This is a genomic window from Flavobacterium xizangense (genome assembly GCF_054075145.1).
The window spans coordinates 356,682-371,898 of the sequence record NZ_JBSIPG010000002.1 but is presented as its reverse complement, the minus strand read 5'-3'; the positions used below and the strand labels follow the sequence as shown (position 1 = coordinate 371,898).

13 protein-coding genes are annotated in these 15,217 nt (G+C 34.2%); 8 read left to right on the top strand and 5 right to left on the bottom strand.

What is annotated here, in order from left to right:
* The first annotated feature begins 4 nt into the window (after positions 1–4).
* The 8 genes from ACWA1B_RS07195 to ACWA1B_RS07160 all read left to right on the top strand — a co-directional run bounded on the left by ACWA1B_RS07195 (position 5) and on the right by ACWA1B_RS07160 (position 11,314).
* Positions 5–1,459, top strand: a complete 1,455-nt coding sequence (locus tag ACWA1B_RS07195; protein ID WP_456905472.1) for a RagB/SusD family nutrient uptake outer membrane protein — start codon at positions 5–7, stop codon at positions 1,457–1,459.
* 18 nt (positions 1,460–1,477) lie between these two features.
* Positions 1,478–2,455, top strand: coding sequence for a LamG domain-containing protein (locus ACWA1B_RS07190; RefSeq protein WP_456905470.1), 978 nt, complete (start codon positions 1,478–1,480; stop codon positions 2,453–2,455).
* Between the two features lie 67 nt (positions 2,456–2,522).
* Complete coding sequence (locus tag ACWA1B_RS07185) at positions 2,523–3,908, top strand: glucoamylase family protein (RefSeq protein ID WP_456905468.1); 1,386 nt, start codon at positions 2,523–2,525, stop codon at positions 3,906–3,908.
* 10 nt (positions 3,909–3,918) lie between these two features.
* Positions 3,919–4,632, top strand: a complete 714-nt coding sequence (locus ACWA1B_RS07180; RefSeq protein ID WP_456905466.1) for a carboxylesterase family protein — start codon at positions 3,919–3,921, stop codon at positions 4,630–4,632.
* A 10-nt stretch (positions 4,633–4,642) separates the two neighbouring features.
* A complete protein-coding gene (gene bglX / locus ACWA1B_RS07175) occupies positions 4,643–6,943 on the top strand; it encodes a beta-glucosidase BglX (RefSeq protein ID WP_456905464.1) in 2,301 nt (766 codons plus the stop codon).
* A gap of 81 nt (positions 6,944–7,024) precedes the next feature.
* A complete protein-coding gene (locus tag ACWA1B_RS07170; protein ID WP_456905462.1) occupies positions 7,025–7,810 on the top strand; it encodes a glycerophosphodiester phosphodiesterase family protein in 786 nt (261 codons plus the stop codon).
* Between the two features lie 36 nt (positions 7,811–7,846).
* Entirely contained in the window at positions 7,847–9,769 is a 1,923-nt protein-coding gene (locus tag ACWA1B_RS07165; protein WP_456905460.1) for a discoidin domain-containing protein, read from the top strand.
* Between the two features lie 153 nt (positions 9,770–9,922).
* Positions 9,923–11,314, top strand: a complete 1,392-nt coding sequence (locus ACWA1B_RS07160) for a M20/M25/M40 family metallo-hydrolase (RefSeq protein WP_456905458.1) — start codon at positions 9,923–9,925, stop codon at positions 11,312–11,314.
* Between the two features lie 73 nt (positions 11,315–11,387).
* Here ACWA1B_RS07160 and ACWA1B_RS07155 read toward each other — a convergent pair whose 3' ends face one another.
* The 5 genes from ACWA1B_RS07155 to ACWA1B_RS07135 all read right to left on the bottom strand — a co-directional run bounded on the left by ACWA1B_RS07155 (position 11,388) and on the right by ACWA1B_RS07135 (position 15,195).
* Positions 11,388–12,065: a YiiX family permuted papain-like enzyme gene (locus ACWA1B_RS07155; RefSeq protein WP_456905456.1), complete on the bottom strand. Its 678-nt coding sequence runs from the start codon at positions 12,063–12,065 to the stop codon at positions 11,388–11,390.
* 125 nt (positions 12,066–12,190) lie between these two features.
* Positions 12,191–13,096 carry a hypothetical protein gene (locus tag ACWA1B_RS07150; RefSeq protein WP_456905454.1) on the bottom strand — a complete coding sequence of 302 codons (906 nt, stop codon included), beginning with the start codon at positions 13,094–13,096 and terminating at the stop codon, positions 12,191–12,193.
* A 19-nt stretch (positions 13,097–13,115) separates the two neighbouring features.
* Positions 13,116–13,934, bottom strand: coding sequence for a 3-deoxy-8-phosphooctulonate synthase (gene kdsA / locus ACWA1B_RS07145; RefSeq protein ID WP_456905452.1), 819 nt, complete (start codon positions 13,932–13,934; stop codon positions 13,116–13,118).
* Positions 13,935–14,214: 280 nt separating this feature from the next.
* Entirely contained in the window at positions 14,215–14,721 is a 507-nt protein-coding gene (locus tag ACWA1B_RS07140; protein WP_456905450.1) for a hypothetical protein, read from the bottom strand.
* A gap of 21 nt (positions 14,722–14,742) precedes the next feature.
* Positions 14,743–15,195 carry a 2-dehydro-3-deoxyphosphooctonate aldolase gene (locus tag ACWA1B_RS07135; RefSeq protein WP_456905448.1) on the bottom strand — a complete coding sequence of 151 codons (453 nt, stop codon included), beginning with the start codon at positions 15,193–15,195 and terminating at the stop codon, positions 14,743–14,745.
* Between the last annotated feature and the right edge of the window lie 22 nt (positions 15,196–15,217).

Below are 15,217 nucleotides of genomic sequence, written 5' to 3'. Positions count from 1 at the left end.
TATTATGAAAAAGACATATATAGCGGCGTTTGTATTATCAGCGTTCTTTTTTACGGGATGTGCAGACGACTATTTAGACGTAGATCAAACAGAATCTATTTCGACCGGCGATGTAGAGCTGTTTAACAATGAGGCTGGGGCGGCTCAGTTCGTAACGGCAATTTATAACAAATTTTTAAATTGGGATATGACCTCTTTTGGTTGGATCGGTTTATCAAGTATTACATCTGATGATGCTGATAAAGGTTCTTCTGCAGGTGATACAGGAACAGATAAAGACGTATTAGATGCTTTGACTTACAATGCTTCTAATCCTTCTGCTGAAAGTACATTTATTGCCAATTATGATGGAATCAACAGATGTAATCAAGCTTTAAATATGCTTCCAAAATTAGATAAAGTTGATGCTAATTTAAGAAACAGATTAGCTGGTGAAGCTAAGTTTATGAGAGCTTTTATGTATTTTACTTTAGTAAAATGTTATGGAGGTGTACCAATCGTTGATCACTTGCCAGTTCCAGGTTCAGATGCAGATAGAATTATGCAGTTAACACGTAAAACGTCTGCAGAAGTTTATGCTTTTATTGAGGCTGATTTGAATGATGCAATTGCAGCATTACCTGAAAAAACAGCTTATTCAGCTAATGAAAAATCAAGAGTTTCAAAAGGTGCCGCTTATGCATTATTGGCAAAAGTAAGTTTGTACCAAAAGAAATGGCAGCAAGTAATTGATAATTGTAATAAGGTTACAGGATATTCACTTGTAAGTGATTATGCATCGCAGTATAAAGCGACAGGAAAATTTGATTCTGAGTCTATTTTCGAAATCTATGCGCAAGGTGCTGTACCTGCAAAAGGAATCGAGGGCTATTCTAATACACAAGGCGCTCGTGGTACAGGAGGCTGGGGTTGGGGCTTCAATACGCCATCTCAAAGTTTAGTAAATGCATACGAACCTGGTGATGTTAGAAAAGCGGCAACAATTATTTTTAGAGGGCAAACTTTATATGACGGAAGAGTAGTGCCAAATACCGTTGAAAATGAAAGATACAACTACAAAGCTTATTCATCTGCTTATACAGATGCGTGGGAAACAGATGTTGATATTAAATATTTAAGATACGCTGAAGTTTTATTAATGAAAGCGGAAGCATCAAATGAATTAGGACAAACTTCTGCCGCTATTCCATTATTAAACCAAATCAGAAACAGAGCTGGATTAGGAAATACTACTGCAAGCTCTCAGGCTGATGTAAGAACTGCAATCTGGAAAGAAAGAAGAGTTGAGATGGCTTTTGAGCACGACAGATTCTTTGATTTAGTGCGTACAGGTCAGGCTAAAGCTGCTTTTGCAGTTGATGGTAAAACTTTCACAGAAGGTAAAAATGAATTATTCCCAATTCCGGCATCATTCATTAAACAAGCTGGTGGTTTATCAGCTCAAAATCCTGGTTACTAATCCTTAATTCTAATTAAAATGAAAAAAAATAAATCTATTTTATTACTTTCTTTTGCTTTGGCTTCACAAATTTTTGTAAGCTGTGAGGATAGTATAGATAAAGTTAATAGTCCAATTCCATACGAGTCAATTGGCGGATATGAGAATTCAGATGAAGTAGCTGCAACACACTTAGTATCTAAATTAAGTTTTGACGGAAATATTACTGATTCAAAAAGTAATATAACAGGTGGAGTAGGAACAAACGTAGGATATGATACAGGTATAAAAGGGCTGGCTTACAAAGGTTCTAGTTCAGAAGCGAGATATATAATCGGTAATGCTACAACAAAAATTACTTCCTTAAATGATTACAGTATTTCATTTTGGATGAATACGGCTAATACTGTTCCCGATGGTGGAAGTCCAGGACAAGGAAAAGGAGCACAAGGTATTTTTTCAATTGTCAGACCAACTGAGTTTTGGGGAGGAATTAATTTGTTTTTAGAGAATCCAGATAACGCTAATCCAAATAGATTAAGATTAAAACTTGGAGTTGAGAATGGAAGAGATGGAGTAGCATGGAGAGGTCAAAGTGTTATCGTAAATCTTGATAATAGTTTAAATACATGGGTGCATGTTGTTCTTGCATATGATTCTAAAACAAGTACAATGAATTGTTATACTAATGGTGCAAAAAGTGCAAATGTTGGTGGGTTTCCTTATGCTCCTGCAGCAGGGGTTGTTGGCACCGCTATTTGGTATGCTGACGATCCAGGAACTTATGACAACGCTAAAAATGCTCCTAAATATGGTGCTTTTCAAATGGTCGGCACAAATGGTAAAGTAGTTTTTGGGACACATCAATTTGAAACTACACCACCATTGAATAATGGATCAGATCAAGGTTGGGCTACAAGTTATGTGGGACTAATGGATGAATTCAGAATTTATGATGCAGCACTTACAAGTAACGAAGTTTCTGCTCTTTATAAACTGGAAAAAGATAAGAGATAAGTATTTTTCAATACACCTGGAAGGTTTCTTCCAGGTGTATTAATTTGTTAATATTATTTAGAATAAAATGAAAATTTCAATATACCTAGTTGCTTTTCTGAGCTTTTTTAACTCATGTTCTTCATCAACGCCAGATGGTTCAAGCGGAGGCACTCCATTACCGACAAATCCAACAACGCCAACTAAACCTTTGACTGATGCCGAGGCAATGGATCTGATTCAAAAAGATGCAATAAAATATTTTTGGGATTATGCTGACCCTAATTCAAAATTGGCAAGAGAAAGATACTTGACAGAAGATCCTAATTTTGAGTCAAATATTATAACTACAGGAGGTTCTGGATTTGGATTAATGAGTATAGTTGTAGGCGTAGAAAGAGGTTTTTTGCCAAGAGCTGAAGCTGTTTCTAGACTTACTACGGCATTAACTTTCCTAGAAAAAGCCGACAGATTTCACGGTGCTTGGCCACATTGGATGGACAATAAAGCGGGTAAAGTTATACCATTTGGAACAAAAGATAATGGTGGAGATTTAGTAGAAACTTCTTTCGTTTGCCAAGCTTTAATCACGATTAGAGAATATTTTAAAGACGGAAGTACATCAGAAAAAGCATTAGCAGCAAAAGCAGATGAACTATGGAAAGGTGTAGAGTGGGATTGGTACACAAAAGGAGAAAATGCACTTTATTGGCATTGGTCACCAAATTATGGTTGGGAAATGAACTTTAAACTTGAGGGTTATAACGAATGTTTGATTACATATGTAATGGCAGCTTCATCTCCAACACACCCAATTTCTGCAGAAGCTTATCACCAAGCTTGGGCAAGAAATGGCGCTATAGTAGATGGCAGATCTCAATATGGAATTCCAGTAGTTTTAAATTATAATGGAGCTTCAGGCAATGTTGGACCAATGTTTTGGTCGCATTATTCGTATTTAGGTTTAGATCCAAATACATTAAAAGACAAATATGCCGATTATTGGCAATTGACACAAAACCATGCAAAAATCATGGTTCAATACAGCGTTGCTAATCCAAAAGGTTTTAAAGATTATTCAGATAAATGCTGGGGATTAACTGCAAGCTATACTCGTAATCCTGACGGAACAACTGGTTATACAGCGCATCAGCCAAATAATGATAACGGTGTAATTTCACCAACTGCGGCATTGTCATCTTTCCCATATACTCCAGTAGAATCTATGAAGTTTTTACATTATATATATGATGATAATAAAGCAAAACTTGTTGGAATTGCAGGGCCATACGATGCTTTTTCACCACAGTTTAATTGGGTAACAGCTCGTTATTTGGCAATTGATCAAGGAACTATTGCTCCTATGATCGAAAACTATAGAACTGGCTTGTTGTGGAAGCTGTTCATGAATGCATCGGATACAAAACAAGGTTTGAAAAAACTGGGATTTACATCGGGTAAATACGGAATTTAATTGTTTTTAAATGAAATATAAAATCACGCTTTTTGTCTTATTATTTTCTGTTATTTCTTTTGCTCAAAGTGAAACAATTGGGGAAATTAACACGGTTATAATGTCCAAGTATGAACTGGGTTATGCACTGCATAAGCCTGCAAATATAAAAGAGAAGAAGCCGTTGATTGTTTTTATTTCGGGGGATGGAGAAAAAGGAACCGATATTGAAAAGGTGAAAATTCATGGTCCTTTCAAATATTTAAAAACACATCAATTAGATGCTTACATTCTGGCTCCGCAATGTAAAGAAGATGAAAATTGGGATATAGAATCGATTTATGAGCTGATTTTAAAAATTCAGAAAGAAAATAAAATTGATTCAGAAAGAATATATGTTACTGGTTTGAGCTCAGGAGGTTGGGCTTCATGGAATTTGGCTTTTGCACATCCGGATCTATTTGCAGCAAACGTACCTGTCGCTGGTTTTGTAGATTTAATTCAGTTAGAGAATGCTTGTGAAATAGCCAATATTCCAACCAGAATATATCATGGATTACTAGATGATGTCGTAAATGTAAATTATGCAATCACGATTTACAAAGAATTGAAAAAGTGCAATGCAAAAGATGTAAAGCTTACCATTTTTGATGATGCAAATCACGACAGCTGGACAAGAGTTTATGATAATGCAGCTATCTACGATTGGATGTTGCAGCAGAAAAAAACGAATACAAACAAATAAATAAATTATAATGAAAAACAAATTAGTCTTGCTTTTTTTAGGATGCGCTGTTTTGGGTTACGCTCAAAAAAAGCCTGCTAAAAATACAGTAAAAATTAAACCAAAGTCTGAATTTGTAGCAGAGTTAATGTCAAAAATGACTTTAGACGAGAAATTGGGTCAGTTAAACTTGCCAACATCTGGTGATATTACCACAGGGCAGGCAAACAGCTCAAATGTGGCAAAAAATATTGCTGAAGGTAAAGTGGGCGGTTTGTTCAACATTAAGTCAGTTCAAAAAATTAAAGAAGTACAAAAAATTGCCGTTGAGAAAAGCCGTTTAAAAATTCCATTACTTTTTGGAATGGACGTTATTCACGGTTACGAAACAACATTCCCAATTCCGTTAGGATTGTCTTGTACTTGGGATATGGGCCTAATTGAAAGAAGTGCTCAAATCGCTGCAAAAGAAGCTAGCGCAGATGGAATCAACTGGACATTCTCTCCAATGGTAGATATTTCTCGTGATCCACGTTGGGGAAGAGTATCTGAAGGTTCTGGAGAAGATCCTTATTTAGGAAGCCAAATTGCAAAAGCAATGGTTAACGGTTATCAACAACATGATCTTTCTAAAAACAACTCCATTTTAGCATGTGTTAAGCACTTCGCATTATACGGAGCTCCAGAAGCCGGACGTGATTACAACACAGTTGACATGAGTCATATCAGAATGTTCAACGATTATTTCCCGCCTTACAAAGCAGCAGTTGACGCTGGAGTAGGATCGGTTATGGCTTCTTTCAACGAAATTGATGGAATTCCGGCAACTGGAAATAAATGGTTAATGACAGATGTTTTAAGAAAACAATGGGGTTTCAAAGGTTTCGTAGTAACTGATTTTACCGGAATTCCGGAAATGATCGAGCACGGAATGGGAAATCTTCAAGATGTTTCGGCTTTAGCTTTAAATGCAGGTGTTGAAATGGATATGGTTGGAGAAGGTTTCTTAGGAACTTTGAAAAAATCTCTAGATGAGAAAAGAGTTTCAATGGAAACAATCGATAATGCGGTTAAACTTATTTTAGAGGCAAAATATGATTTAGGATTATTCGAAGATCCATATAAATACTGTGATGAGAAAAGAGCTAAAACTGAAATCTTTACAATGGATAGCAGAAAAGAAGCACGTCAAATTGCAGCTCAATCATTGGTTTTATTAAAAAACCAAAACCAATTATTACCTCTTAAAAAATCGGGAACAATTGGTTTGATTGGACCATTGGCAGATGCTAAAGAAAATATGCCAGGAACATGGAGTGTGGCAACTAAAATGGAAAATGCTGTTTCATTATTAGCAGGTATCAAAGAAGTTGCAGGACCTTCAACTAAAGTTTTATACGCTAAAGGAAGCAATTTAGATTACGATGAAACTTTCGAAACAAATGCTACAATGTTTGGAAAAACATTACACCGTGATGGACGCTCAAAAGAAGAATTATTGGCTGAAGCTTTAAAAGTAGCAAATCAGTCTGATGTGATTGTTGCAGCATTGGGAGAATCTGCTGAAATGAGCGGAGAATCAAGCAGCCGTACAAACTTACAGATTCCTCAAGCACAAAAAGATTTATTAAATGCTCTATTAAAAACAGGAAAACCAGTTGTTTTAGTTTTATTTGATGGACGTCCTTTAGTAATTACTGACGAAGAAAAAACAGTTCCAGCTATTTTGAATGCTTGGTTTGCAGGTACAGAAGCAGGTTATGCAATTGCAGATGTTTTATTTGGAGATGTAAATCCTTCTGGAAAATTGACAGCAACTTTCCCAAGAAGCGTTGGTCAATTGCCAATTTACTATGCACACAAAAATACAGGAAGACCACTTTCTAACACAGAAGGTAAATTTGAGAAATTCAGATCAAACTATATTGACGAAAGAAACGAGCCTTTATTCCCATTCGGATTTGGATTAAGCTATACCACTTTTGATTATTCAAACCTTAAAATTTCTTCTGATAAAATGAATTTCAGCGGAAAATTAAAAGTAACGGTTGATGTTACAAATACTGGAAATTTTGACGGAAAAGAAACCGTTCAATTATATATTAGAGATTTAGTTGGTTCAGTAACAAGACCAGTTAGAGAACTAAAAGGTTTCCAAAAAATAGCACTTAAAAAAGGTGAGAAACAAACGGTAAGTTTTGATATTACGGTTGAAGATTTAAAATTTTATAACTCTGATTTACAATTCGTAGCAGAGCCTGGACAGTTTGATGTTTTCGTTGGAGGAAATTCAACTGCCGAAAAGAAAGTTAGTTTCGAGTTAACTAAATAGTTGGTTTATTGGTTAGTTAAAAGCCCTTCATTTGGAGGGCTTTTTTTCTAAAAGACAAAACCTTTTTAATTTTTAAAAGTCATGAATATTTTCAAAAAATCCCATACTTTCTTTTTTTTAAGTTTATTATTTGCTTTCTCTTTTTGTAATGCCCAAAAGAATGCAATTGTAGCGCATAGAGGTGCGTGGAAAAAAAATAATCTTCCGGAAAATTCCATTGCTTCCTTAAGACATGCAATTGATTTAAAATTGCCTGGATCAGAATTTGATGTTTGGCGCACTGCCGATGATTCACTGGTAATTAATCACGATGCGCATTTTAATAAATTACTGATCGAACAAACCAATTACCCTGATTTGATGCAGTTTAAATTATCAAATGGTGAAAAGCTTCCAACACTTTATGAATATATTTCGGAAGGAATAAAAAACAACAAACGCACTCTTTTGGTTTGCGAAATAAAACCTTCAGAAATAAGCAAAGAAAGAGGCCAAAAAACAGCTTTAATGGCCGTTGAAGTCATTAAAAGATTAAAAGCAGAAAAAAAGACTTGTTACATTAGTTTTGATTATGATATTCTAAAGCAAATTAGAGCGATAGATGCTAAAACTTCTCTTCAATATTTAGAAGGAAATAAATCTCCAAAAGAAGTTAAAGCGGACAATATCAATGGTGTTGATTATCATTATTCCGTTTTTCAAAAACATCCTGAATGGATCCAAGAAGCAAAGGACAATAAAATTATTCTAAATGCTTGGACTGTCAATGATGCAAAAGATATGGATTGGATTATCGATCAAAAATTCAATTACATCACGACAAATGAACCAGAACTTTTAAAGGAAAGATTAAGTATTAAAAAGTAATCTTTAATGCCTTTACCAAACAAATCAAATCAGATCATGAAAAAAATATATAAACAACTGATACTGCCGTTTGCATTGTTTTTGATTGTTTTCAATAACACTGTATTAGCGCAGAATACTGGTAAAACTGAATGGTTTGATCCATCTAAACCGGCAACAACATATTGTAATCCAATTAATATTGGATATAATTATACAACGTACAATCATAACGGAATTCCTTATTCTCGACGTTCAAGCGCAGATCCGGTGATTATTACATACAAAGGCGAATATTATTTATTTGCAACCAATCAAGCGGGATTCTTTTGGAGTAAAGACATGTCTGATTGGAATTTTGTTTACGGAAGTTTTCAAAGACAGCCAGGAGATGATGATCAATGTGCTCCTGCAGCTTGGGTTGTGAACGATACATTGTTTTACGTAGGTTCAACTTGGAAAAGAGATCATCCAATTTGGAAAACAGCCGATCCAAAATCAGGAAGATGGACGCGTCATGTTGATAAAGCAATGTTGCCAACTTGGGATCCGGCTATTTTTCAAGACGATGACAAAAAAGTATATATGTACTACGGTTCAAGCGGAAAACTACCTCTTGTAGGAACAGAAGTTGATTATAATACTTGGCTTCCAAGAGGAAATCAGGCTGATTATGCACAGTTATACAAAGCAACTGAAGTAGAAGATATTCAGCGACCGTATGGGCAAATTAAAGAAGTTGCAATTCTAGATCCTTCTGCTCATGGTTGGGAACGTTTTGGACCAAATAATGATATGGAACCTGCGCCTTGGGGGAATTTCATTGAAGGTGCCTGGATGACCAAACATAATGGGAAATATTATATGCAATACGGCGCGCCGGCGACTGAATTTAAAGGTTATGCAAATGGTGTTCATGTAGGGGATAATCCGTTAGGGCCTTTTACGTATCAAAAACACAATCCGATGTCATATAAACCAGGTGGATTTGTAATTGGAGCGGGACATGGAAATACATTCGCAGATAATTACGGAAATTACTGGAATACGGGAACATGCAAAATTTCTATCAAAGACCGTTTTGAGCGTCGTATTGATATGTTTCCTGCCGGATTTGATAAAGATGACGTAATGTATTCTATCACAGCTTATGGAGATTTCCCGATTGTGCTTCCAACAAGCCAGCGCGATCAAACAAAAGGTGCTTCATCTGGTTGGATGCTTCTTTCATACAAAAAGCCAGTTACAGTTTCTTCTTCTGAAGAATGTATGGAAGTAGAAACGCACAGAATGGATAATGGGGGTAAAAAAGTATATGAGAAGTTCTGTTACGGACCAGACAATTTAACGGACGAGAATATCCAAACCTATTGGTCAGCAAAAACAAGTAATCCAGGAGAATGGCTTCAAATGGATTTAGGAAGACCAATGGAAATTAATGCCTTGCAAATTAATTACGCTGATCATAAAGCAACGCAGTACAATAAAGCAATGGATATTTATTATCAATATAAAATTTTTATGTCTGATGATGCTGTAAACTGGACTTTGGTTGTAGATAAATCCAAAAATGATAAAGATGTACCGCATGATTATGTAGAGCTGTCAAAATCGATAAAAGCGCGTTATATCAAAATGGAGAATATTCATAATGCATCTGGTTTATTTGCAATCTCTGATTTTAGAGTTTTTGGAAATGGTTTGTCAGAAAAACCCAAAGCAGTTTCCGGATTTAAGATTGACAGAAATAAAGCGGATTCTCGTAACGCTATGATATTATGGAAAAAGCAGTCAGACGCAATTGGCTATAATATTTTTTATGGCATAGCTCCTGATAAACTGTATAACAGTATTATGGTTTACGGAGAGAACTCGTATGATTTTAGAGGTCTTGACAAAGACACAAAATATTATTTCACTATTGAGCCTTTTAATGAAAACGGAATTGGTACAAGAAATAAACTTATTGAAGTAAAATAAATTTTATGTAATACAATATAATAGCTCTGATTTGCAAATCGAAAGATAATTGCAATCAGAGCTTTTTTTTTGACAAAAGTCTGCAAAAAAAAGTCTGACAGTTCTAAAGATTTTTGTTCCTTTGTAAAACAACCCAAAAATGCTATAAAAAACATGAAAAAAACCATTCTTTTAACTGCTTTAGTTTTAAATGGATTGACCGCATCGTTTGCACAATCAAATGATGAAAAAAACATTAAATTATTTTACAAAAAAGCTTTAACCGAAGCCAAATGTTATTCTTGGTTAGAATATTTATCAAATGATATCGGAAGCCGTTTATCTGGATCAAAAGGTGCTGCAGAAGGTGTAGAATACACAAAAAGACAATTAGAAAGTCTTGGTCTTGATAAAGTTTATTTACAAGAAGTTATGGTCCCTCACTGGGTTCGTGGCGAAAAAGAAACTGCTTTTATCTTAGACGGAAAAGTAAAAACTGCTGTGCCAATTTGTGCATTGGGAGGTTCAGTTGCAACTCCAAAAACCGGAATTACAGCAGAGGTAATCGAAGTACAAAGTCTTGATGAATTAAAAGGACTTGGTGATAAAGTAAAAGGTAAAATTGTGTTTTTTAACAGACCAATGAATCCAGAAAATATCGGAACTTTTAACTCTTATTCTGAAGCAGGAGATCAAAGAAGAAGTGGTGCAAAAGAAGCTGCTAAACTTGGTGCAGTTGGAGCGATTGTACGTTCTTTAAACTTACGTTTAGATGATTTCCCACATGCAGGTGCTCAAAGCTATGGCGATTTACCAAAAGAGCAATATATTCCGGCAGCAGCAATTAGTACAAATGGAGCTGAATTGTTGAGTAAATTATTAAAATCAAACCCAGCTATAAAATTATATTTCAAGCAATCTTGTGAGACATTGCCAGATGCATTATCTTATAACGTAATTGGAGAATTAAAAGGTACAGTAACTCCAGAAAACATTATTGTTGTTGGTGGGCATTTAGATTCTTGGGATTTAGCTGATGGTTCTCACGACGATGGAGCAGGAGTAGTACAAAGTATGGAAGTAGTTCGTATCCTAAAAAACTTAAACTATAAACCTAAAAATACGATTCGTGTTGTATTGTTTATGAATGAAGAAAACGGTGGAAAAGGTGGCGCTAAATATGAAGAAGTTGCAAAACAAAAAAACGAGAATCATATTTTTGCTTTAGAAAGTGATTCAGGCGGATTTACACCAAGAGGATTTTCAATCGAAGCTGATGATGCTAACTTCAAAAAATTACAGGAATACAAAAACCTTTTTGAGCCTTATTTAATTCACAGTTTTGTAAAAGGACATGCAGGATCAGATATTGAGCATTTAACATCTAAAACAATTGTTAAAGCAGGTTTACAGCCAGATTCACAGCGTTATTTTGATTACCATCATGCAGCAAACGATAAATTTGATGCAATCAACAAAAGAGAATTAGAACTTGGTGCGGCAACTATGACTTCATTAATCTATTTAGTAGATCAAAACGGAATTGTTCTTCCTGCTTCAAATTAATTTTTGATAATTCTAAAAAACAAAAAAGCTATGAGTTTTGCTCATAGCTTTTTGTTTTAATATCTGTATAAGTTTAATAAGTGTCAATAACCGTTTTCAATAAATCAGAATCGGCAAGATCAGAAGGTGCAACTACTTTTTCTTCCAGTGGAATTTCATTACCGTATCTTTCTTTTAGTATTTTCTGAACTCGTTCGTCAGCTAAATTAAAATCTTTTAATTGTTTAAGTTTTGATAATTCGATGCCAGCGACGTTTTTATATATTTTCCAAATTAATTCAGAACAATAAATTCTGGTATCAGTCCACTCAAAATAAGCGTCATATTCTTTTCCGTTAAATTGCTGACTGTAATCTTTCATTTTCTCCAAAGTTGAAGGCGTTAAAACTTTGTCTGCATTTTTTAGTCTTTTTATGAGATATTTATTGTCCTTCCCGTGTTGGATCCAATCTTCCAAACGAGTTAATTTTACAGGCTGAACGGCTTCAAAAACAAATAGATTTCCGTTTATTTTATAGATAATGCCACAATGGGAAAATTTAGAATTTGTGGCAATTCGTACTGCTTCGCATTGTGGAGATTCTGAAGTTTGAAAAATAATATCGCCATCCTGAATTTTATCTGAAACTGTATTTTGAGGCTTTTTTCCCGAAAATGGATTGTTCGGAAAAACTTTCATCGCGACAAATAAGGCACATCCAAAACTCAATAAAAAGGTAATTATAAGAAAGAGATATTTTTGTTTTTTCATATTCAAATTTTTAAAATTTAAAAGTATAATTTATTCTTCAGTTTTTATTCGTAATTAACAGATACAAAAAAGCAGAATTTCAAATGAATGAAATTCTGCTTTTATTATTTTGTAAAGTAATCTTTTTAGATTCTGAAAATTCCTCCAACAGCAATAATTCGCTGAAAATAAGTAAAGTGCTGAGAAGCTTTATCTTCATTGCTTATTGTGGTTTTAATATCTGGCATATCAATATAACCACCTTTTAACTCTCCCTGAACATAGAAGTGTTTAAAAAAGGTAATGTTTAAACCAGCTTTTGCAGAAACACCATAACCAGAAACGTGAAAATCATCGTGACGTTCTTTACCTAAAATTGTAGTATTGGTTTTAGGATATAAAACTCCAGCACCAATACCTTCGGTTAAGTTAATCTGAACTTTATCAATATTTGGTAATCCAAACCATTTTGAAACATCATCAAATCTCGCCACCTCAGTATTAATGTAGTTTAAACCATCTGTATGTTCATACATTAAAAAAGCAGGACCGTTTGGATTTATTTCACCTTTGTTATAACCGCCTTCTATAGCTCCTCCCTGAGACATATCTACAGGTGTGTTATTGTAATTTCCATTGTAAATTGATGCAGGATCATCGGCAGGTAAATTGATGTTTCCGTTCACGTTAGCAATTTGATTTTGTGACATTACATATTTCATGTGGTCCACACCAATTGTAACACTATAATGATCGCTGAAAAAATAACCTAATCTCAAATTCGTTTGAGGAATTGTCATATTTGCAGGATTGATATAATCTACATGCCATCCTTTTGGTTTATCATGAGCTTGCATGTTCTCAACTGTAAAGTTGTAATCTTTACCTCTGAAATTTACATCAGATTTAGAGTAACTTTCTCTGTTACCACCCCACATCACAAAGAATTTTCCTTTATTGTGTGCAGCGTATTTTTGTACCGGAATTTCTTCCTGAGCAAAAGCGTTTAGTGAAACGCAAGCCAGAAGGAAAAATAAAATTTTTGTTTTCAAAGAACTTAAGTATTATAAATTAAAATGCGTTAACCGTTTTTCTAATGGCAACTAATTTTGTCATCAAACCTTCAAAATAGTCTAAATGAAGCATATTGGCACCATCACTTTTTGCATTAGCCGGATCAAAATGTGTTTCGATAAAAATACCATCAACACCAACTGCAATACCCGCTTTAGCAACCGTTTCAATCATATCAGGTCTTCCGCCTGTAACACCTGCAGTTTGATTTGGTTGTTGTAAAGAATGCGTTACATCCAAAACTGTCGAAGCATATTGCTGCATAGTAGGAATACCTCTAAAATCAACAATCATGTCCTGGTAGCCAAACATAGTACCACGATCAGTAACCATAACGTTTTCATTATTACAGTCCAAAACTTTTTGAACAGCATGTTTCATGCTCTCCGGACTCATAAATTGCCCTTTTTTCAAGTTAACCGTTTTTCCTGTATTTGCCGCAGCAACAACAAGATCAGTCTGACGAACCAAGAAAGCTGGTATTTGCAATACATCAACGTATTGCGCTGCCATATCAGCATCTTCGTTTGTGTGAATATCAGTTACAGTTGGAACATGAAAAGTTTCAGAAACTTTTCTTAAGATTTTTAAAGCTTTTTCATCTCCAATTCCAGAAAAACTGTCAATTCTAGAACGGTTTGCTTTTTTAAAAGATCCTTTAAACACATAAGGAATCTGAAGATTGTCGGTAATACCAACTAATTTTTCAGCAATTCTCAGCGCCATTTCTTCTCCTTCGATAGCACAAGGCCCCGCCAATAAAAAGAAATTCCCGCTGTCAGTATGCTTAATTTGTGGAATATGTTGTAAGTTCATAAAATTATTTTTTTGCACTGCAAAGGTAGTTATGATTTATGAGTTTAGGATTAAGATTTAAGATTATTTTATGAACCCTGATAGCTATCAGGGGCTGCTATTCGTTTCAATATTTTTCTCTACAACTTTTTTTTCCAAAGTCTGTTCAGGAGCTTCCTCCGGTCGCTCTGCCAGTCAGGAAAAAATAAGTTTTAGAGAAAAATGATTTCCACTTCTATCAGGGCTAGATTTAGTGGAATTATGAGAAATTAAGTTAAATTTTTAAATTAATTGATTCTATTTATAAAACATAAAGTCTAACAAGTTTTAAAAAATAATCTTCCTCATTTTTATTATATTCTGATTGATTTTTTTGTAGAGAAATAACTTTAAACTTTTCTAGTAGTTTATTTGCAGTGTACAATTCTATAATTAAATCATCTCCAGAATTATAACATCTTAAATTAATCCAATTTTCTGGTTTTGTGACTTTTCTGGTTAGGGGTTCATTACAGTAATCAGCATCACCAATAACAAACGCATCTTTTTTATAAAAAGTCCAGTTTATTATTTTACAATAATTCCTTTTGAAGCTTTTGGCATTTTTAAAACTAATCGTATCATTTTTATAATAATTACCATTAGTATTGTCTGTAAACCAAGGATTTGAATCAGTGTCTATTGTTTTTCTTGTTTGAACAATTGTTTGTTTAAATGCTTGTAATAATTCGTTTTTGGAAACATTTTTTTTTTGCGAATGCCCAGAATAATACATAAGTAATAAGAAAAAAACTAAGAAGTATTTCATTATAATAATTTATGTGAATTTCTAGTTCTGCTTCAAACTCAATCCCATCGGAACCATTAAAATTCCTTTTTCATAAATGTTTAAATACAATATTACAGGCTTTTTCTGTCCTTCCCAAGTCAATTCATAAACATTCAAAAATCCTGCACCCATATCGCTTCTTTTTGTTGGAAACGGGCAACATGTTTCTAATCGTTTATAAGTGATTTTTTCGCCACTTGGACCAGCAAGCGCATTTAGAAAACGAGTTTCGTTTAAGGTTTCGTCTTTAGTATTTCGGTAGAAAATATTTACGGGATAATCAGGATCGTAGCCATATTTTTTGTCTTTGGCAAAAAGTGTAATGGCAAACGTATTGTCTTTCTTTAAAATTAAATCGGGAGCATTATCATCTACATTCTTTAATGTTGATTTAGTACTAATACAAGAAGATGCACTGATTAATAAAATTAAAAAGATGAATATTTTTTTCATGGTTATGCTTTTTTGGTCTTGC

Bases quoted from the DNA above. Each gene is read 5' to 3' on its own strand.
- ACWA1B_RS07195 (WP_456905472.1), top strand. From the start codon at position 5: ATGAAAAAGACATATATAGCGGCGTTTGTATTATCAGCGTTCTTTTTT.
- ACWA1B_RS07190 (WP_456905470.1), top strand. From the start codon at position 1,478: ATGAAAAAAAATAAATCTATTTTATTACTTTCTTTTGCTTTGGCTTCA.
- ACWA1B_RS07185 (WP_456905468.1), top strand. From the start codon at position 2,523: ATGAAAATTTCAATATACCTAGTTGCTTTTCTGAGCTTTTTTAACTCA.
- ACWA1B_RS07180 (WP_456905466.1), top strand. From the start codon at position 3,919: ATGAAATATAAAATCACGCTTTTTGTCTTATTATTTTCTGTTATTTCT.
- bglX (WP_456905464.1), top strand. From the start codon at position 4,643: ATGAAAAACAAATTAGTCTTGCTTTTTTTAGGATGCGCTGTTTTGGGT.
- ACWA1B_RS07170 (WP_456905462.1), top strand. From the start codon at position 7,025: ATGAATATTTTCAAAAAATCCCATACTTTCTTTTTTTTAAGTTTATTA.
- ACWA1B_RS07165 (WP_456905460.1), top strand. From the start codon at position 7,847: ATGAAAAAAATATATAAACAACTGATACTGCCGTTTGCATTGTTTTTG.
- ACWA1B_RS07160 (WP_456905458.1), top strand. From the start codon at position 9,923: ATGAAAAAAACCATTCTTTTAACTGCTTTAGTTTTAAATGGATTGACC.
- ACWA1B_RS07155 (WP_456905456.1), bottom strand. From the start codon at position 12,065: ATGAAAAAACAAAAATATCTCTTTCTTATAATTACCTTTTTATTGAGT.
- kdsA (WP_456905452.1), bottom strand. From the start codon at position 13,934: ATGAACTTACAACATATTCCACAAATTAAGCATACTGACAGCGGGAAT.
- ACWA1B_RS07140 (WP_456905450.1), bottom strand. From the start codon at position 14,721: ATGAAATACTTCTTAGTTTTTTTCTTATTACTTATGTATTATTCTGGG.
- ACWA1B_RS07135 (WP_456905448.1), bottom strand. From the start codon at position 15,195: ATGAAAAAAATATTCATCTTTTTAATTTTATTAATCAGTGCATCTTCT.